Below are 20,133 nucleotides of genomic sequence, written 5' to 3'. Positions count from 1 at the left end.
AATAGATTTATTAAATACTAATCCATTCATCAACAGTTTTTACATTGAAAGAATTTCCTATCTCTTTCATGTCTTTCACTGCAGTTGTAAAAGCTTCAAATCCACCAATAGTAGTTATATATGGCACTCTATTCATTACCGCAGCTCTTCTTAAGGCTAAGCTTATTTTTAGCTCCTCTCTTAGAGATGTATTTATTAGTAAATCGACTTCTCCAGACTCAATAGCTTTAACAGTGTTTTTTAGAGAGCTATTAGCTATATTGTCAGATGCTTTATCAAACAATTTACATTCTATTCCATTATTTTTTAAGAAAGCTTCAGTTCCTTTAGTCGCAAAGATATTGAAGCCATATCCTATTAATTCTTTTATAGGTTCAATTATTCTAGATTTATCCTGGTCTTTTACAGAAATTAGGATGTTACCTTTTAGTGGTAGTTTATTAAAAGCCATTTCTTGAGCTTTGTAAAAAGCTACTCCAAAAGTCTTATCAATCCCCATAGCTTCACCAGTGGATTTCATTTCTGGTCCTAAATAACAGTCTACGTCCTCAAATCTTCCGAAAGGAAACACAGCTTCTTTTACAGAGAAATGTTTTGGTATAGGACTGTTTAATTTAAATTCAGATAGTTTTCTTCCAACCATTAGTTTCGTAGCTATATTTGCTACGCTATTTCCTGTTGATTTAGCAACAAAAGGAACAGTTCTAGATGCTCTTGGGTTGACCTCAATTATATAAAGCTGCCCGTTTTGATAAGCAAATTGAACATTCATTAGTCCAACTACTTCAAGTTCTTTAGCAAGTTTTATTGTACTTTGTACAACTTCATCTATTTGTTCTTTGCTTAAAGAACGAGTAGGTATAGAACATGCAGAGTCTCCAGAGTGGATACCTGCCTCTTCTATGTGTTCCATAATTCCAGCCACAAACACCTCTTCACCATCTGCTAAAGCATCAACATCTAGTTCAATAGCATTCTCAAGGAATTTATCTATTAATATAGGGCCTTCTAATATGCACTTACCATTATTTTTAATATAAGCATCAAGCTCTTCTTTAGAGTGGACTATTTCCATTGCCCTACCACCCAATACGTTTGATGGTCTAACTACAACAGGATAGCCAACTTTACTTATATTTTTTTCAAGCTCATTGATGCTATATGCGATAGCATTTACAGGCTGTCTTAGCTCTACTTTTTCAAGCAACTCTTTAAATCTTTCTCTGTCTTCTGCTAAGTCAATCTTGTCTGGATCAGTACCTAATATAGGAATATTATTTTCATATAGTGCTGAAACTAATTTTAAAGGAGTTTGTCCACCAAACTGAACAATAACACCTAAAAGCTCGCCTTTTCTCATTTCATTCTTGATAATGTTTATTACATTTTCAGCACATAGAGGCTCAAAATATAACTTATCGGAAGTATCATAATCTGTAGAAACTGTTTCGGGATTACAGTTAATCATGATTGTTTCAATATTTTCTTCTTTTAGAGCCTTAGCTGCATGTACACAAGCATAGTCAAACTCAATACCTTGACCAATACGGTTAGGACCACCGCCAAGGATTACAACTTTTTTGTTATCTGTGACGTCAGATTCACATTCGCGAACTATTTCTTCATAGCTGTAGTGTTCATAAGTTGAATACATATAAGAAGATTTTGATTCAAATTCGGATGCACATGTATCAACTTTTTTGTAAACAGGATATATCTCTTTTCCAAATCTAAAGTTTCTTATGTACTTTTCAGTTCTTCCTACTAGTTCAGCAATTTTTGCATCCGAGAATCCAAGGTTTTTGTATACAGAAAACTCTTCTTTACTATTTGGTAACCCAGATCTCTTAAGTCTTTTCTCTGCAAGTACAATTTCTTTTATTTGCTCAATAAACCAAGGATCTATTTTAGTAGCTTCATATATTTCTTCTTCTTTTAATCCATATCTTATAGCTTGAGCAACTCTTAGTAGTCTTAGAGGAGATAGCTCTTTTAAAGCTTCTATGATGGACTCTTTATTTTCTTCTTTAGATTTCTTACGATCATATCCAGGTATTTCTATTTCATCTAAGCCTTTCAGCCCAGTTTCTAGAGAGACAAGCCCTTTTTGTAAACTCTCAGCAAATGATCTGCCGATAGACATAGCTTCACCAACAGATTTCATTTGTGATGATAATTTTGTAGAAGTAGCTGGGAATTTCTCAAATGTGAAGCGAGGGATTTTTGTAACAATATAATCTATTGTAGGTTCAAAAGATGCTGGCGTAACTTTTGTTATATCGTTATCAATCTCATCAAGAGTATATCCTACAGCAAGTTTAGCTGCCACTTTAGCAATAGGGTAACCAGTTGCTTTTGATGCTAAAGCAGATGATCTTGATACTCTAGGATTCATCTCAATAACTACTAATTTACCTGTTTCTGGATTTACTGCGAACTGAACATTTGAGCCGCCTGTTTCAACACCTATTTCTCTTAGAACGGCGATAGAAGCATCTCTCATTATTTGATACTCTTTATCTGTAAGAGTTAGAGCTGGCGCTACTGTAATACTATCACCTGTATGGACACCCATAGGGTCTATGTTTTCTATAGAACAAACTATTATAGAGTTATCTGCTTTATCACGGATTACTTCCATCTCATACTCTTTCCAACCTAGGATAGATTCATCAATAAGCACTTCATTCGTAGGTGATAACTTTAATCCATTTTTTACAATTTTTTCAAACTCTTCTTTAGTGTTAGCAATTCCACCACCACTACCACCTAGCGTAAAAGAAGGTCTAATAATAGCAGGCAATCCAATATCGTCTAATGCTTTATAAGCTTGTTCCATTGTTTGAACGACGACGTTTCTAGGGACATCTAAGCCTATTTTTGCCATTGCTTTATTAAATCTTTCTCTATTTTCAGCTTTGTCTATAGAGTCAGCATTCGCACCAAGCATTTTCACATTGTATTTTTCTAGGATGCCTGACTTATTAAGATCTAGAGCACAGTTAAGAGCAGTTTGACCGCCAACAGTGGGTAAAATAGCGTCAGGTCTTTCTCTTTCTATTATTTTTCCAACGCTTTCTACCGTTATAGGTTCTATAAATATTTTATCTGCAGTAGTCGGATCAGTCATGATAGTAGCAGGATTTGAGTTTACAAGGAAAACCTCATAACCATCTTCTTTTAATATTTTACATGCCTGAGTTCCTGAGTAGTCGAACTCACATGCTTGACCTATAACTATCGGCCCAGCACCTAGGACTAAAATACTTTTTATATCTGTTCTTTTTGGCATATCTATTAAATTCCTTTCTTACTATCTTTAATCATGTCAGCAAATTCTTTAAATAGGTATTTACAGTCATGTGGACCTGGTGAACTTTCTGGATGGTACTGTACGGCAAAAGCGGGTCTATCTTTAAATCTAATTCCTTCAACACTACCGTCAAATAATGAGCTCATATTAACTTCCATATTATCAGGAACAGCTCCATCAGTTACGCAGAAACCATGGTTTTGGCTTGTTATATATACTTTTTTAGTATTAGCATCTTGTACTGGTTGGTTAGCTCCTCTATGCCCTTTATGCATTTTTTCTGTAGTTAAGCCGCCCGCAATAGCCATGAGCTGATGCCCTAGGCAAATACCAAACACAGGCATTTTATCTTCTAATAATTTTTTAATAACAGGTACAGCGTAGTCAGCTGTAGCAAATGGATCTCCAGGACCATTGGATAAGAAGACTCCATCTGGATTGTGTTTCATAATGTCTTGATAGGTACTATCTGCTGGAACTACTATAACTTTAAAACCAGCATCAACAAGATTTCTCAAAATATTGTATTTAACTCCATAGTCAACAACTACAACTGTATAGTCATAACTTTCTTGTTTTTTATATACTTCTTGTCCTAGTGAGAATGTATGCTCATTCCACTCGTATTCTCTGTTTGTGGTTACGCTTATTGCTAAATCTCTACCACCTAGAGTTGATTTGTTTTTTATACGGATTTTTGCATAGTTAGCATCAAGGAATTCTCCAGGTTTTACTGATAGAATCGCAACCCTTACAGCCCCTTCTTTGCGAATCTTTCTAACTATAGCTCTCGTATCTACACCACATATTCCTACGATGTGTCTATTTCTTAGCCAAGCATTTATGCTTTTCTTTGCTCTAAAGTTTGATGGGCTTGTTAGATCTTCTCTAACAATTAAACCTTTTGCAAATACACCTAATGATTCATTGTCCTCATTGTTTATTCCTACATTTCCGATGTGAGGAAAGGTAAATGTAATAATCTGTCCAGCATAGGAAGGGTCAGTTAAAGTTTCTTGATAGCCTGTCATGCTTGTGTTAAAGCATATTTCGCCATCTGTCCAGCCGCGTACGCCTATGGATCTACCTAGATAATATGTTCCGTCAGGGAAAACCAATATCGCGTTAGTCATATCGTTAGCTAATATCATAAAAACAACCTTATTAATGTAGTAAAAGAGATTTTGAGAAAGAGTGTGTGAGATAGTTTTTTTATCATTGCCTTCTTGTAAAGCTAATGGACAAATTGAAAGTATTGTAGGCTTTTGATCTCTCCCTGTAAAGGGTGATTACTTAAGTTTTATATAAATTATGTTTTAGGGTAGTTTTGATAGCATTTTTATAATAAAATTACTTCCTTAGTCCTTAATTTTTAGAATGATCTTTTTATCGGTTCTGTTGCAAACTTTGACTAATTTTAAGAATTTTCCTACACTTTGATTATATTGTATCTGATTTTATCTCTTTATGAACGAATTTAAATATAAGCATTTTAATGGTGTAGTAATTTTATGGGCAATAAGATGGTATTTAAAATATGGCATAAGCTATAGAGATTTAGAAGAGATGTTAAAAGAACGAGGTGTAAATGTTGATCACACCACTATCTATAGATGGGTTATTCAATATGCTCCAAAACTAAAGCAAAAGCTAAGCTGGTATCGTGGTAAATTCTTTTATCAATCACTAAGAGTAGATGAGACCTATATCAAAGTAAAAGGTAAGTGGAAATACCTATATAGAGCAATAGCTAAAGATGGTTCTACAGTAGACTTTTATTTATCACATACTAGAAATACTAAGGCAGCTAAACGTTTTCTATCAAAGACATTGAAGAGTTATTATAAATATGATTCACCTAGCAAAATCAATACAGATAAGAATCCTGCTTATAATGATGCTATAGCCCAACTTAAAAATGAGAATAGTAACTATAAAAATATTGAACATCGTAAAGTCAAATATCTCAACAATATAATTGAACAAGACCATGGAAAAATAAAACGGCTAATAAAACCAATGCTTGGCTTTAAGTCTATGAAAACAGCTAATGCTACTACACAGGTTATGAATGGATGAGAATGTTCAAAAAAGGTCAATTTAATATTTGGACTAAAATGAGAAATAAATCTGAAGCTATTTTGATAAATGAATTATTTGATGTTTACTGCCCTAAATTTATCTAATGAATAGCAGAAATAGCTTTTCTGTAAATTATTGAATAGTTGCAACAGAGCCTTTTTATCTAATAAAAGGTATAGAGAATGGGATCTTACCAAGATTTTGTGTTTTTCAAATATTTAAAAATAAATAATTTTACTACTCTCTAATTTTTTAACAAATTTTATAAAAGTGCTAATATTACAGAAATTAAATGCTTATCAAGTAACTATATAATGAGAAAGTTTATCGCCATATTTATGATATGGGTATTTTTGGTGCCTATAATAGGCTATTCGCAGGGTAAGTTAGTTTTTGTATCAATGATAACTCGTCATGGAGATAGAGCTCCTTTTACTAATATTCAGAACGCTAATTATGATTGGGGCACATCTTTGTCAGAGCTTACTCCTATAGGTATGAATGAGGAGTATAACCTTGGCCAGAAGCTTAGAAAAAGATATGTGGAAGATCTTGAACTATTGCCAGAAAATTATGAGAACCAAAGTATCTATGTATTATCAAGCCATACGAATAGAACTGTAACTAGTGCACAAAGTCTTTTGATGGGGCTTTATCCGTCTGGAACTGGCCCGGTTTTAGAAAATGGTGAGGCTGCTATAAAAGGAAGATTTCAGCCGATACCTATTATGACTCTATCAGAAGATTCTAAACTTATAGGTTTTCCATATGAGCAGTATTTGGGCATTTTGAAAAAGTATGTTTACAATTCACCAGTTTGGATTGAAAAAACAAAAGAAGTGCAGCCAAACTTTGAAAAATGGCAAAAAATTCTAGGAAATAAAATAACAGGATTAGATGATGTTCTTACAATTGGGGATGTCCTTATTGTGGCTAAAGCTCATAATAAACCTTTACCAGAGGGCTTATCTCAAGAGGATGCTGATAAAATAATTCATTTAACAGACTGGGGACTCGCTCAGCAATTCAAATCTCAACAAGTTTCTTACATAATGGGTGGACAACTGACTAATATGATGATTCAAGACCTAGCAGATGTGGTTACAGGTAAGTCAAAATATAAAATGACATATTACTCTGGCCATGATCTTACATTGCTAGAAGTTATGGGAACATTAGGTGTACCGTTAGAAGAGGCGCCAGGCTATGCAAGTAATTTACAAATAGAGCTTTATAAAGATGATGATATGTATAAAGTTAAGCTTAGATATGATGGTAAATATATTAGATTGCCTATAATGGGCGAAGATAAGACGTGTACTTTAGATGAGCTAGTGAGATACATACATGGTATAAATCATAAGTTTAAAGAGTAGGTTATCTCATGTCTAATCACCATCTTTGTTTAACTTATAGATATTGTTATACTCTCTAATAGGAAAAGAATAGGAGAAAACTGGATATGTCTAATCAAAGTATACTTATAAAAAATGCTACTGTTGTGAATGAGGGCAAAACGTTCAAATCTGATGTTTTAGTAGAGAATGGCAAGATTGCTCAAGTTGCTGCAAATATAGATAAATTAGCAGATAAAACTATCGATGCAACGGGCTTGCATTTATTGCCGGGTATGATAGATGATCAAGTGCATTTTAGAGAGCCTGGATTAATGCATAAAGGAGATATCGAGTCAGAATCTCGTGCTGCTGTAATGGGTGGTATCACATCATATATGGAGATGCCAAATGTAAATCCAGCTACTACAGTAGTTGAACGTTTAGATGAGAAAAAAGAGCGCGCTGCTGCTAGATCACATGCAAACTATGCTTTTTATTTAGGTGCGACAAATGATAATGTCGAAGAACTAAAGCGACTAAAGCCAAATGATGCTTGTGCTATCAAGATCTTTATGGGTGCTTCAACTGGTAATATGTTGGTAAATAATAAAGAAACTCTTGAAGGCTTCTTTAAAAACAGTCCATTACTTATAGTAACTCATTGTGAAGATACTCCAGTGATCACCGAGAATGAAAACAAAGCTCGTGAGAAATATGGTGAAAATGTACCTTTTGATTTACATCCAGAGATTCGCTCGCGTGAGGCTTGCTTTAAATCATCTGAGCTTGCAGTAGGCTTGGCAAAGAAATATAACTCAAGATTGCATGTACTTCATCTAACTACAGCTGAAGAGATGGTGCATTTTGATAATACTATTCCACTTGAAGAAAAGCGTATTACAGCAGAAGTTTGCGCCCATCATTTATTTTTCTCACGTAAAGACTACGCTGATAAAGGTTCACGTATTAAGTGTAATCCAGCAGTTAAAGAAGAGAGCGATCGCTTAAAACTTCTAGAGTGTGTCGCAAATGATACTATTGATGTAATCGCTACAGATCATGCACCACATACTTGGGAAGAAAAACAAGGTACTTACTTTAAAGCGCCAGCGGGTCTTCCACTTGTTGAACAGGCTCTTATCTCAGTATTGGAGCATTATCACAAAGGTTTTTTAACTCTCGAGCAGGTCGTGCAAAAGACAGCTCATGCTCCAGCGATTGTATACAAAGTTAAAGACCGTGGCTTTATCCGTGAAGGATATCATGCTGATTTAGTGCTTGTAGATTTAAACAGTCCTCATACTGTTACAGATGAATGTTGTCACTATAAGTGTGGCTGGACTCCATTTAACAATGTTACTTTCCAATCAAAGGTTCAGACTACAATTGTAAATGGCATAGTGAAATATCACAAAGGTAAAGTTGTTAGTGATCAAAGAGGACAGTGTTTAGAGTTTAATCATGAGTTTTAAGTAGTTTTATACTTCATATATATTTTTATTAAATCTAAGCTCAGTAACGTTCCTATTATTAACAAACTTAACTTCATAAATCTCTATAATTTTGTCAACTGGACAGTAATTATGGCGTACTATAATTTCTATTAATGAATTAAAAAGAACTGTTTGTTTAATATGTTTATTGATACCAGAATAAGTTTTTGTATAATCAGGGTTGTTTTTGTAGTCCTCATAGTTTTTTAAAAAGTGAGCCATATAGTTTAAGAAAGCTTCATTTTTAAAATTTGGAGATGTTAAGGAAATAGTAAGTTGATCTATAAAATTGTTAGATAGTTTATATTTTGGAAGAACTTCGTTATCCTGAAATTGAGAGTTTCTAAATAAATCATAGAAACTAAACCCTCTGCCAAGAATAGAGGAAATGTTACGCTCCCTTTTTTTATCAAGCAAAAATTTATAATCAAATAGACAGTTTTTGATATATGATTCTCTACTTGTGCAGTATAGGCGTGCTTTCTCATCTAACTCTTCAAGCTGCTCTATATTAAACCTAATGGTTGTTTTTGTAATTTCTAAATCTTCTTTAGAGGGTAGCTTGTTGCTTTTGCATTTTTCTTCAATATAAGCTTTTAAAGACTCTTCATCCCCAGCAGTAAGTTTAAGAACTTCAAGAATCTTTTTAGGAGGTGATCCTAATTTATATAAATACTTAATATTATTGAAATCATTATCATAATAGCTTTCCATAAAGCCTCCTTTTTAATTTTAGATTATACGGCAATATGACAGCAATTTGGAGAATCAATACTAAAAATTAGCATCTTAAAAACAGCCATAAAATAAATTTACTATTAATTTAAAAGGAGAGATTAGATGTTTAAGATGGTAATAACTATACTACTAACATTAGGTTTAGTGATGACTATAGCAAAAAGCGATATCAAAAATGTAAACATTGATAACTTTAATATTATTAAGTTATAAAATGTAATAATTTTCGCCACTTACTATGCAAAACTGCCGCTATCGTAACTTAAAACAAATGGAAAATAAAACAACAATGAAGGCTATGCCTATGAAGATATTTTATCTCCATCTAGCATTTCTATAATATATTAAAGTCTTTATCGTATAAAAGTTGCTGATAAAAAAGAAATTCTTAAACTATTTTCCCAAAAGTAATGCAACAGCATTAGAAGAGCCAAATATTTGGCTCACAGTAGAAAAAAGCCATATAAAAATCTTAATAATATTGCATTTCTAATAAAAATTAATAATTATAGATTTATAAACTATTTTTCTTTGAATGAAAATTTATGAAAAAATTATTAGTCCTTTTAGCGAGTTCTGCTGAGTGGTATGAATTTACAGTATATTCTTTTTGCGCAACTTATATAGGGGCGACATTTTTTCCTTTTCATACCCCATTTGCTAACTTTTTAGCGGCTTTCGGCGCTTTTGCTGCAGGTTTTTTAGCAAGACCTTTTGGTGGCATTATCTTTGGCTATATAGGTGATAAAAAATCTAGATCATCAGCACTTGCATGGGCAGCATTTTTTATGGGTGCCCCAACTGTTGGGATAGCATTTTTACCATCTTATATGACTATAGGCATTTTAGCTCCTTTGATGTTAGTTGCTCTTAGGATTATACAAGGGATTGCCATTGGTGGTCAGTATAGTGGCTCGGCTGTTATACTTGTGGAAGCTGAAAGCACTATTTTTGGTAAAGCTAAAGCTTCTGCAAATGTTATCACCAGTGCTTTTGGTGGGATATTGCTAGCTATAGTGAGCTTCCAAGTTATCAGATTTTTTATCCCAGAAGAGTTTATGGCAAACGGTGGTTGGAGAATCCTATTTGCAATAGCTATTTTATTAGTTATTTTATCTTTCTTTATCAAACACTCAGGCGAAGAAGAAGAGAAAAAGCCTAGTAGTAATATTAAGCTAGCATCATTGATTATGCAGAATAAGGCTAACATTCTATTTGTTGTTCTACTTTGCTTCCCAGGTGTAGTTGTTGCATATTTCCAAATAACTATTTTGCCAAATATTATTAAGAAAATCTTACACCAAGATGTTAATGTGGCCATTCTTACGACTATCAGTTTAATTATATTTATAGGATCATGTATTCTTTCAGCAAGGCTGACTAAATACTTTAGTATTAAAACTGTAACTTCTGTTGGTCTTATTTTAATGATTATTCTGCCATTGCCGATGTATGCTATTTATAAAGCAAATCATGAGTTATTGATTTTATTCTTTGTTGTTATGGGTGCTATTTTTGGAATATTCTATGGTTCAATTATGGTTATCTTTGCAGAGAGTTTTCCAAAAGAGATGAGGTATAGTGGCTTTGCTCTAGCTTATAATATAGGTTTTGGAGTGTTTGGGGGCTTGCTACCTTTCTTATGTTTTTACTTGGCTCAGGAAATTTCTGATTACATGGCCGTCTTGATTATTTGTATTAGTGCTGTTGTTGGGCTTTTTGCTTTGTATAAATTTGAACCAAATTGTTATAAAGAGTTTACTTCAAGAGAAGAAGTCTTGTAAAATATAGCTAGAGTTTGAAAAAAAACCTCTTATGAATAATTATTTTTTAAGCACTTCGTGTTTTGTTTGTAATTTTAGCGATAAGCTATCTATTGAGGATAATTCTAAAGTCTTAGCAATATATAGAAGTATCCTGTCAGATAAAGATTTTCTAAATAAGCATAGTATCTACGATGTTGTTCCAACTTATAACTCTATAGCTTTTCATTTTGATAACTTTGATTATCAAAGCATCGAAAAAGCAGTTTTAGAAAAAGTTAGTCAAATTGATTTTAATCAGGCTTTTGAAAGCAAAACTCATTATATAGAAGTTCAGTACAATGGTATGGATTTAGAAGAAGTCTCAAAAAATATTCAATTAAGTGTTCCTGAGATAGTTAGTTTACATACAAAGAATACGTATCACATAGCTATGCTAGGGTTTAAGCCATATTTTCCATATTTATTAGGTATGGATAAGAAGCTAGAGGTTCCAAGGTTAGCTAAGCCAAGAAATAGGGTGGGTGTTGGTTCCATAGGAATTGGTGGCGCTCAAACAGCTATATTTACAACTGAGACGCCAAGTGGGTGGAATATTATTGGAAATACTGATTTCAGAGATTTTAGTCAGTTTAGCGCTGGTGATAAAATAATTTTTAAGGAAGTTAGATAATATGCTTTTGATAAACTGTGACTTAGGTGAAAGAGGGGTTGCTAACGTTATAGATGATCAGCTGGTCAAATATATAGATATGGCTAACATTGCCTGTGGAGGTCATGCAGGATCTAAAGAAAGCGTTGATTATTATCGAAATCTTTGTAAAAAAAATAATGTGAAAATAACGGCGCATATTTCTTATCCTGATAAAGAAAACTTTGGAAGAAAAGTTATATCAATAGAGGATTCTAAATTATTAAAATCATTTGATGAGCAATTTGCTCTTTTTGATGATGTCAAAGCTATTAAGCCGCATGGAGCTTTTTATAATGAGCTTAATGTTAATCAACCTTTAGCCAAGCTTTTCATAAACTGGTGTGTTAAAAATAATATTAAAGAGCTTGTGCTTAGTCCTTTTGGTATAGTTAAGAAAATAGCTGTTGAGAATGATATTCAGGTGCTTGGGGAGAGTTTTGCTGAAAGGGGCTATATGCTTGATAATTACGGTAATCCAACCCTTATCCCAAGAGGGCAACCTCAAGCGGAAATTCATGATGTTGGTCTAGCAGCTATGCAGTATGATCAGCTTAAAGAGGGATTTTTAAATATAAATAGTAAAAAAATTGAATTTATTTCTGATACTATATGTATACATTCTGATAGCAAGATATCTTTGGAACTTGCTAAAGAGTTAAAAAGGCGAAATAAAAAAGATGACAAGTAATTTATTTTCAGTATCGGGAGGATTGTTTTTTCCTGTTTACCTTAGAAATTACGGTTATCAAGATAAAGGTATCTCTTTAATGGGAGCCCAAGATCAAACTAGTTTTATCACTGCATATAATTTATTTAATAAACCTGAGACTTTTGAAGCCATAGAGATGCTCTATAGTGGTAAGGTAGTTGCTAATAAAGATATACTATATGTTTTGTGTGGAGCTAGCTATCAAGAAACTATTAGAAATGTTTCAGAGAGTATTCAAGAAAAAGTTGAATACAATAAAATAAATATACTAAAAAAGGGTGAAAATTTAGAATTCAAAGGCGAGAAAAAGGGCTTTAGAACTATGGTTTTTGCTGTTGATAATCTAGAGTTTAATAGTGATTATCTTGATATTAAACGTCCAAAAAAATTAGCTGAATTTATTCAAGAAAATTCAAAAACTAAAACTATAAGAGTCATAAAGGGACCAGAATTTAATGTTCTCGAAGATGACGCTTTCTTCAATCAGGTGTGGCAACTATCTTTGCAGTCAAGCCAGATGGGGATATCCTTAGATGGAGAGTCTATAAATTCAAGAAAAATGCAAATGATATCTCAACCTGTTGCGGATGGCTGTATTCAGTTGTCGCCATCGGGACCTATTGTTCTTATGAGGCATAGGCAAACTGTTGGAGGATATCCAAGAATCGCTACAGTAGTTGAACCGGATGTAGACAAATTAGCTCAAATGCCTTTGGGATCTAGAGTGAAATTTAAATTAATAACGTTAGAAGAGAGTTTTGAAATAATAAAAGTTTATAAAGAATTGTTAGATAGTATTTGTTTAGATAGAGGGAGATAGGATAGATGTTAAGAAAAATCGTGAAGACATTAATACCCAATAATGATGATATATTTTTTGATTTGTTGGTAGAGGCTTCAGAGAATGTTGAAAAATCTGCTATGACATTAGATAAGTTGATGAAAGAAAGAGATAAGTTAACAATAGCTGAGCTTGTGGAAGATTTAAGATCTATGAGACATTTCGCAATAGAAAATGCATCAAATATGGATTTTCAATTAAATAAACATTTTGTCACGCCTATAGATAGAGGAGAGCTTCATAATATTTCGACACAAATTCTTAAGTTAAATAAGAAGATAGTGAAAATTTATAGATATATCCAAATTCTTTTAGAAGAAGAAAGAGATAATGTTAGTCTGTATCTAACAAATTGTGTAGAAACTCTTAGAAAAATGACTAGAGTTTTGAATGAAATGATCAAGGCACTTAGAGATGGCGACCATAAAGAGCTTAAAAAACTGAACGTTAAAATAAATGAACTAGATGAGAATGTCTTAGAAGATTTGGGACATGCGCTGAAGAAGTTCTCGGACTATGAAGGCGATATCTTGTTGATTATGAAAATAAAGGATATATATAAAGCTATAGAGAGTGCTATAGGGAATTGTAGCTCTGCTGGCGAGTCTATAATGAGAGTACATGTAAAAGAAGTTTAAGAGGACTTTTATTATGGTAACAACAGTTTTAGTAATGATAATATTGGTAGCTCTATTCTTTGAGTTTACTAATGGGTTTCATGACGCTGCCAATGTTGTAGCAACACCAATAGCCACAAAATCATTAACAGCTATTCAAGCAATTGGGTTAGCCGCTTTCTTTAACTTCTTAGGAGCTTTCTTTGGAACAGCCGTTGCTGCAACCATAAGTAAAGGTTTGGTAGATGCTAATGTTGTTACAGATATTATTTTAGTATCAGCACTTCTAGGAGCAATTAGTTGGAACTTCTTTACATGGAGTTTTGGAATACCTTCCAGTTCTTCTCATGCACTTATAGGTTCCTTAGTTGGTGCAGTTGTAATAGGAAGTAGTTATAAAGATGTTAACTATATGACTCTTATTCAAAAGGTTCTTATTCCAATGGTCACTTCACCATTAGTTGCATTTTTTCTGGCTCTGTTTATCTGTATTATTCTTATAAACATTTTTATAAGAATAAAAAATGTTAGAACGACTAATAGGTATTTGAGAGAAGTTCAAATATTATCTATGGGTCTATTATCATTTTCTCATGGTTCTAATGATGCACAAAAAACAATGTCGATCATAACTTTGGCTTTATTAAGTGCGGGATTGGTCGATTCTACTAATGTCCCAACATGGGTTATCATAATCTGTGCCACTGCTATGGGGTTAGGTACCTTATCTGGCGGTAAGAAGATTATAAAAACGTTAAGCTCTAAAGTTGCAAACTTGCAACCAGCTAATGCCGTGTCTGCTGAACTTAGTTCTGGGATATTGGTGCTTGGAGCTTCTCATATAGGTCTACCTGTGAGTACTACTCAAGTTGCTTCCGGCTCGATCATGGGTGCTGGTTATACAAATTCAGGAGTAAACTGGAAGGTGGTTAAAAGAATGGTTACTGCTTGGCTCTTGACTGTGCCAGCATGTATAATTTTGACATTTATGATCTATACTGTGTTGCTTCATACTGTTGGCGCTTTTTAATATAATAAGAAAATGCAAAGAAATAAATTTGCCATCATTATTGTTTATATACACTGGTTAGTGGTGTTGCTTATTTTATTTTCTTTTTTTTCTATAGAAACAAGAAGCTTCTTTGGGAAAGCTTGTTTGTATCATGATCTGATGAAAAACTCTCATTTCTATGCAGGGGTTTGCATTCTATTTTTAACTATCTTAAGATTAGGAATTAAGCCTTTTGCGAGTTTTTTGAGTGTGAGTGTAAAGATTGATAAGTTTCATATATATATAGAAAAAATTGCTCATTGGTGTCTATATGTATGGCTTATCGTTATGCCAGTGTTGGGTTGGCTGATTTTAAGTGCTAAAGGCTCTGGTATTCCTTTTGGATTGCCGCACCTTATGGCGCCAACATCTAAGGGTGTGATAATTATTTTAGAGCAGATTCATGAAATATTAGCATATATTGGTTTATTTATTATTTTTATCCATGCTTCAGGTGCGTTATATAGCCACTATATTTTAGATAGAAAAAGCTTCAAAAAAATGAGTTTAAAGTTTTAAATGTTAGTCCTAATAAAAAAACCTAAAAAAACTAAAAAAAGGTATTGCAAAAGGTTAATTGAGGGCGTATTATATGTTTTCACCGGCTGACGGATGATGTTAGTTGGGAGGTCCTGAGGGGCTAGATATTTAAGAGATATATTATATACAAACACTCTTTAATAAATTTGAGTAAATATCAGTAGTTAGAGTCAGAATAGATTAAAACTGAAGAGTTTGATCCTGGCTCAGATTGAACGCTGGTGGCATGCTTAACACATGCAAGTCGAACGGTAACAGGACTAGCTTGCTAGTTGCTGACGAGTGGCGGACGGGTGAGTAACGCGTAGGAATCTACCTATGGGAGGGGGATACCAACTGGAAACGGTTGTTAATACCGCATAATACCTAAGGGTTAAAGGTGGCTTTCGGGCTGCCGCTCATGGATGAGCCTGCGTTGGATTAGCTAGTTGGCGGGGTAAGGGCCCACCAAGGCTACGATCCATAGCTGATTTGAGAGGATGATCAGCCACATTGGGACTGAGACACGGCCCAAACTCCTACGGGAGGCAGCAGTGGGGAATATTGGACAATGGGGGAAACCCTGATCCAGCAATGCCATGTGTGTGAAGAAGGCTCTAGGGTTGTAAAGCACTTTAGTTGGGGAGGAAGGTCAATATGTTAATAGCATTTTGAATTGACGTTACCCAAAGAATAAGCACCGGCTAACTCCGTGCCAGCAGCCGCGGTAATACGGGGGGTGCAAGCGTTAATCGGAATTACTGGGCGTAAAGGGTCTGTAGGTGGTATGTTAAGTCAGATGTGAAAGCCCAGGGCTCAACCTTGGAACTGCATTTGATACTGGCAAACTAGAGTACGGTAGAGGAATGGGGAATTTCTGGTGTAGCGGTGAAATGCGTAGAGATCAGAAGGAACACCAATGGCGAAGGCAACATTCTGGACCGATACTGACACTGAGGGACGAAAGCGTGGGGATCAAACAGGATTAGATACCCTGGTAGTCCACGCTGTAAACGATGAGTACTAGCTGTTGGGTTCGGTGTAAAGGGCCTAGTGGCGCAGCTAACGCGTTAAGTACTCCGCCTGGGGACTACGGCCGCAAGGCTAAAACTCAAAGGAATTGACGGGGACCCGCACAAGCGGTGGAGCATGTGGTTTAATTCGATGCAACGCGAAGAACCTTACCTGGTCTTGACATCCTGCGAACTTTCTAGAGATAGATTGGTGCCTTCGGGAACGCAGTGACAGGTGCTGCACGGCTGTCGTCAGCTCGTGTTGTGAAATGTTGGGTTAAGTCCCGCAACGAGCGCAACCCCTATTGATAGTTACCATCATTAAGTTGGGTACTCTATTGAGACTGCCGCTGACAAGGCGGAGGAAGGTGGGGACGACGTCAAGTCATCATGGCCCTTACGACCAGGGCTACACACGTGCTACAATGGGTATTACAGAGGGCTGCGAAGGGGCGACCTGGAGCGAAACTCACAAAGGTACTCTTAGTCCGGATTGCAGTCTGCAACTCGACTGCATGAAGTCGGAATCGCTAGTAATCGCGAATCAGAATGTCGCGGTGAATACGTTCCCGGGTCTTGTACACACCGCCCGTCACACCATGGGAGTGGGTTGCACCAGAAGTAGTTAGGCTAACCGCAAGGAGGCCGATTACCACGGTGTGATTCATGACTGGGGTGAAGTCGTAACAAGGTAGCCGTAGGGGAACCTGCGGCTGGATCACCTCCTTAAAGGAAATACGAAAATAAAAAATTATCTAATTACTGATTTTAAGTTTGTTTTTGAGTGTTTGTAGCTAATATATTTTAGTGTAAATAAGATACGGGTCTGTAGCTCAGTTGGTTAGAGCGCACCCCTGATAAGGGTGAGGTCGGTAGTTCAAGTCTACTCAGACCCACCATTTTTTTGGGGCCATAGCTCAGCTGGGAGAGCACCTGCTTTGCACGCAGGGGGTCAGCGGTTCGATCCCGCTTGGCTCCACCAATATTTTATTTATGCGAATAGAGATATTTAACAATTTAGTATAGAGATAGACTTAAGAGAATAAGTGCAAGCGGTGGATGCCTTGGCATTCAGAGGCGATGAAGGACGTGGTAGTCTGCGAAAAGCTGCGGGTAGTTGACAAACAAACATTGATCCGCAGATGTCCGAATGGGGGAACCCAGCTAGAGTAGTCTAGTTACCTGCTCGATATAGAGTTAGGAGCGAACGAGGGGAACTGAAACATCTAAGTACCCTTAGGAAGAGAAATCAATTGAGATTCCCATAGTAGTGGCGAGCGAAGTGGGAAGAGCCTGGTATGATTTAGCATGATATATAGTAGAACAAGTTGGGAAGCTTGACGATAGAGGGTGATAGTCCCGTATACGAAATACATCATGTGGAACTAAGCATACGAACAAGTAGGACGGGGCACGTGGAACCTTGTCTGAACATGGGGGGACCATCCTCCAAGGCTAAATACTACTGAATGACCGATAGTGAACTAGTACCGTGAGGGAAAGGTGAAAAGAACCCTTATAAAGGGAGTGAAATAGAATCTGAAACCGCTTGCATACAAGCAGTAGGAGCATGATTTAGTCATGTGACTGCGTACCTTTTGTATAATGGGTCAGCGAGTTACTTTTAGTGGCGAGGATAACTGAATAAGGGATCCGTAGCGAAAGCGAGTCTTAATAGGGCGATAAGTCGCTAGGAGTAGACCCGAAACCGGCGCGATCTATCCATGTCCAGGTTGAAGGTTGGGTAATACCAACTGGAGGACCGAACCCAATACTGTTGCAAAAGTATGGGATGAGGTGTGGATAGGAGTGAAAGGCTAATCAAGCACGGAGATAGCTGGTTCTCCCCGAAAACTATTTAGGTAGTGCCTTGTGTATAACTCATTGGGGTAAAGCACTGTTTCGACTAGGGGGCTTTTACGAGCTTACCGACTCGATGCAAACTCAGAATACGATGAAGTTCGAGCACAGGAGACACACTGCGGGTGCTAAGGTCCGTAGTGGAGAGGGAAACAGCCCAGACCGCCAACTAAGGTCCCCAAGTCATAGCTAAGTGGGAAACGAAGTGGGAAGGCCCAGACAGCCAGGAGGTTGGCTTAGAAGCAGCCACCCTTTAAAGAAAGCGTAATAGCTCACTGGTCGAGTCGGCCTGCACGTAAGATTTAACGGGGCTAAGCTATGCACCGAAGTTGCGGAATATATATAGTATATTGGTAGGGGAGCGTTCTGTAAGCCGATGAAGGTGTGTTGAGAAGCATGCTGGAGGTATCAGAAGTGCGAATGCTGACATGAGTAACGTAAAATAAGTGAGATTCTTATTGGCCGAAAACCCAAGGATTCCTACGCAATGTTAATCAACGTAGGGTAAGCCGGCCCCTAAGGCGTAGCTGAAGAGTGAAGTCGATGGGAAACAGGTTAATATTCCTGTGCCGCTTATATAAACGAAGGAGGGACGGAGAAGGCTAGGTAGGCCCGGCGAATGGTTGTCCGGGTGAAAGTATGTAGGTAGAGTTATTAGGTAAATCCGGTAATTTGTTAATCTGAGATACGAGACGAAGTCAAATTTATTTGACAAAGCTATTGATGCCAAGCTTCCAGGAAAAGCTTCTAAGTATATTGTATAAGTGACCGTACTGTAAACCGACACTGGTGGGTAGGTAGAGAATACTAAGGCTATGAGATAACTCTGGTGAAGGAACTAGGCAAAATGACACCGTAACTTTGGAAGAAGGTGTGCCCTTGATGGTGAAGTACTTGCTACGTAAGCTGTTGAGGGTTGCAGATACCAGGTGGCTGCGACTGTTTATCAAAAACACAGCACTCTGCGAACTCGAAAGAGGAAGTATAGGGTGTGACGCCTGCCCGGTGCTGGAAGGTTAATTGAAGGGGTTAGCGCAAGCGAAGCTCTGGATCGAAGCCCCAGTAAACGGCGGCCGTAACTATAACGGTCCTAAGGTAGCGAAATTCCTTGTCGGGTAAGTTCCGACCTGCACGAATGGCGTAACGATGGCCACACTGTCTCCACCAGAGACTCAGTGAAATTGAAATCGCTGTGAAGATGCAGCGTACCCGCGGTTAGACGGAAAGACCCCGTGAACCTTTACTATAGCTTTGCACTGGACTTTGAATATTTATGTGTAGGATAGGTGGGAGACTTTGAAGCATGGTCGCTAGATCATGTGGAGTCGACCTTGAAATACCACCCTTGAATGTTTGAAGTTCTAACTCAGCCGGAAGGCGAGGACAGTGTATGGTGGGTAGTTTGACTGGGGCGGTCTCCTCCTAAAGAGTAACGGAGGAGTACGAAGGTGCACTCGGCACGGTCGGAAATCGTGCCAAGAGTATAAAGGCAAAAGTGCGCTTGACTGCGAGAGTGACGGCTCGAGCAGGTACGAAAGTAGGTCTTAGTGATCCGGTGGTCCCGTATGGAAGGGCCATCGCTCAACGGATAAAAGGTACTCCGGGGATAACAGGCTGATTCCTCCCAAGAGTTCATATCGACGGGGGAGTTTGGCACCTCGATGTCGGCTCATCACATCCTGGGGCTGAAGCAGGTCCCAAGGGTATGGCTGTTCGCCATTTAAAGTGGTACGCGAGCTGGGTTCAGAACGTCGTGAGACAGTTCGGTCCCTATCTGCCGTGGGCGTTAGAGATTTGAGAAGAGTTGCTCCTAGTACGAGAGGACCGGAGTGAACGAACCACTGGTGTTCCGGTTGTTTCGCCAGAAGCATTGCCGGGTAGCTACGTTCGGAAGGGATAACCGCTGAAAGCATCTAAGCGGGAAGCCTCCTTCAAGATTAGATCTCTCTAGCTTTGAGCTAGTAAGGAACGTTGGAGACTACGACGTTGATAGGCTGGATGTGGAAGCGCAGTAATGCGTGTAGCTTACCAGTACTAATGATCCGAGAGACTTAAGTCTATTTCTATGCTAAATTGTTAAATATTTTTATAAAAGATATATAA

The 20,133-nt window shown here is 36.8% G+C and carries 12 protein-coding genes, 2 tRNA genes, 2 rRNA genes and 1 pseudogene; 14 read left to right on the top strand and 3 right to left on the bottom strand.

The window, feature by feature from the left end; genetic code table 11:
- Positions 1-10 precede the first annotated feature (10 nt).
- Positions 11-3,292, bottom strand: a complete 3,282-nt coding sequence (carB, locus tag KX01_RS01930) for a carbamoyl-phosphate synthase large subunit (RefSeq protein ID WP_071663387.1) — start codon at positions 3,290-3,292, stop codon at positions 11-13.
- A 5-nt stretch (positions 3,293-3,297) separates the two neighbouring features.
- Complete coding sequence (gene carA / locus KX01_RS01925; RefSeq protein WP_071663386.1) at positions 3,298-4,464, bottom strand: glutamine-hydrolyzing carbamoyl-phosphate synthase small subunit; 1,167 nt, start codon at positions 4,462-4,464, stop codon at positions 3,298-3,300.
- Between the two features lie 316 nt (positions 4,465-4,780).
- Here carA and KX01_RS01920 point away from each other — a divergent pair.
- From KX01_RS01920 to KX01_RS01910, 3 genes and pseudogenes are all read left to right on the top strand, one after another.
- A pseudogene (locus tag KX01_RS01920) lies at positions 4,781-5,499 on the top strand (IS6 family transposase).
- 210 nt (positions 5,500-5,709) lie between these two features.
- Complete coding sequence (locus tag KX01_RS01915) at positions 5,710-6,771, top strand: histidine phosphatase family protein (RefSeq protein WP_071663384.1); 1,062 nt, start codon at positions 5,710-5,712, stop codon at positions 6,769-6,771.
- An 86-nt stretch (positions 6,772-6,857) separates the two neighbouring features.
- Positions 6,858-8,204: a dihydroorotase gene (locus tag KX01_RS01910; RefSeq protein ID WP_071663383.1), complete on the top strand. Its 1,347-nt coding sequence runs from the start codon at positions 6,858-6,860 to the stop codon at positions 8,202-8,204.
- Between the two features lie 6 nt (positions 8,205-8,210).
- On the opposite strand, the gene KX01_RS01905 is transcribed toward KX01_RS01910, so the two are convergent.
- Positions 8,211-8,939, bottom strand: coding sequence for a hypothetical protein (locus tag KX01_RS01905; protein WP_071663382.1), 729 nt, complete (start codon positions 8,937-8,939; stop codon positions 8,211-8,213).
- Positions 8,940-9,508: 569 nt separating this feature from the next.
- Between KX01_RS01905 and KX01_RS01900 the strand changes: the two genes are divergently transcribed.
- The 11 genes from KX01_RS01900 to KX01_RS01850 all read left to right on the top strand — a co-directional run bounded on the left by KX01_RS01900 (position 9,509) and on the right by KX01_RS01850 (position 20,089).
- The gene (locus tag KX01_RS01900) at positions 9,509-10,747 is read left to right on the top strand and encodes an MFS transporter (protein ID WP_071663381.1); all 1,239 of its coding nucleotides are present in this window, start codon (positions 9,509-9,511) and stop codon (positions 10,745-10,747) included.
- A gap of 31 nt (positions 10,748-10,778) precedes the next feature.
- The gene (locus tag KX01_RS01895; RefSeq protein ID WP_071663380.1) at positions 10,779-11,399 is read left to right on the top strand and encodes a 5-oxoprolinase subunit B family protein; all 621 of its coding nucleotides are present in this window, start codon (positions 10,779-10,781) and stop codon (positions 11,397-11,399) included.
- A 1-nt stretch (position 11,400) separates the two neighbouring features.
- On the top strand, positions 11,401-12,108 hold the full coding sequence (locus KX01_RS01890; RefSeq protein ID WP_071663379.1) for a 5-oxoprolinase subunit PxpA: 708 nt from the start codon (positions 11,401-11,403) through the stop codon (positions 12,106-12,108).
- Positions 12,098-12,949: a 5-oxoprolinase subunit C family protein gene (locus tag KX01_RS01885; protein WP_071663378.1), complete on the top strand. Its 852-nt coding sequence runs from the start codon at positions 12,098-12,100 to the stop codon at positions 12,947-12,949. Before KX01_RS01890 ends, KX01_RS01885 begins: the two co-directional genes overlap by 11 nt.
- A gap of 5 nt (positions 12,950-12,954) precedes the next feature.
- Positions 12,955-13,608 (top strand): DUF47 domain-containing protein, encoded by a 654-nt coding sequence (locus tag KX01_RS01880; RefSeq protein ID WP_071663377.1) that lies wholly within the window; start codon positions 12,955-12,957, stop codon positions 13,606-13,608.
- 13 nt (positions 13,609-13,621) lie between these two features.
- A complete protein-coding gene (locus KX01_RS01875; RefSeq protein ID WP_071663376.1) occupies positions 13,622-14,617 on the top strand; it encodes an inorganic phosphate transporter in 996 nt (331 codons plus the stop codon).
- Positions 14,618-14,629: 12 nt separating this feature from the next.
- Positions 14,630-15,157: a cytochrome b gene (locus tag KX01_RS01870; RefSeq protein WP_071663375.1), complete on the top strand. Its 528-nt coding sequence runs from the start codon at positions 14,630-14,632 to the stop codon at positions 15,155-15,157.
- 204 nt (positions 15,158-15,361) lie between these two features.
- A 16S ribosomal RNA gene (locus tag KX01_RS01865) occupies positions 15,362-16,899 on the top strand.
- A gap of 93 nt (positions 16,900-16,992) precedes the next feature.
- Positions 16,993-17,069 (top strand) — tRNA-Ile (locus tag KX01_RS01860).
- Between the two features lie 7 nt (positions 17,070-17,076).
- A tRNA-Ala gene (locus tag KX01_RS01855) sits at positions 17,077-17,152 on the top strand.
- Positions 17,153-17,202: 50 nt separating this feature from the next.
- Positions 17,203-20,089, top strand: a 23S ribosomal RNA gene (locus KX01_RS01850).
- Together the 16S and 23S rRNA genes with 2 tRNA genes alongside form the textbook arrangement of a ribosomal RNA operon.
- The last annotated feature ends 44 nt before the right edge of the window (positions 20,090-20,133 follow it).

Origin of the sequence: Francisella frigiditurris, from assembly GCF_001880225.1 — a bacterium.
Classification (GTDB): domain Bacteria; phylum Pseudomonadota; class Gammaproteobacteria; order Francisellales; family Francisellaceae; genus Francisella; species Francisella frigiditurris.
This window is presented reverse-complemented; position numbering and strand designations above follow the sequence as displayed.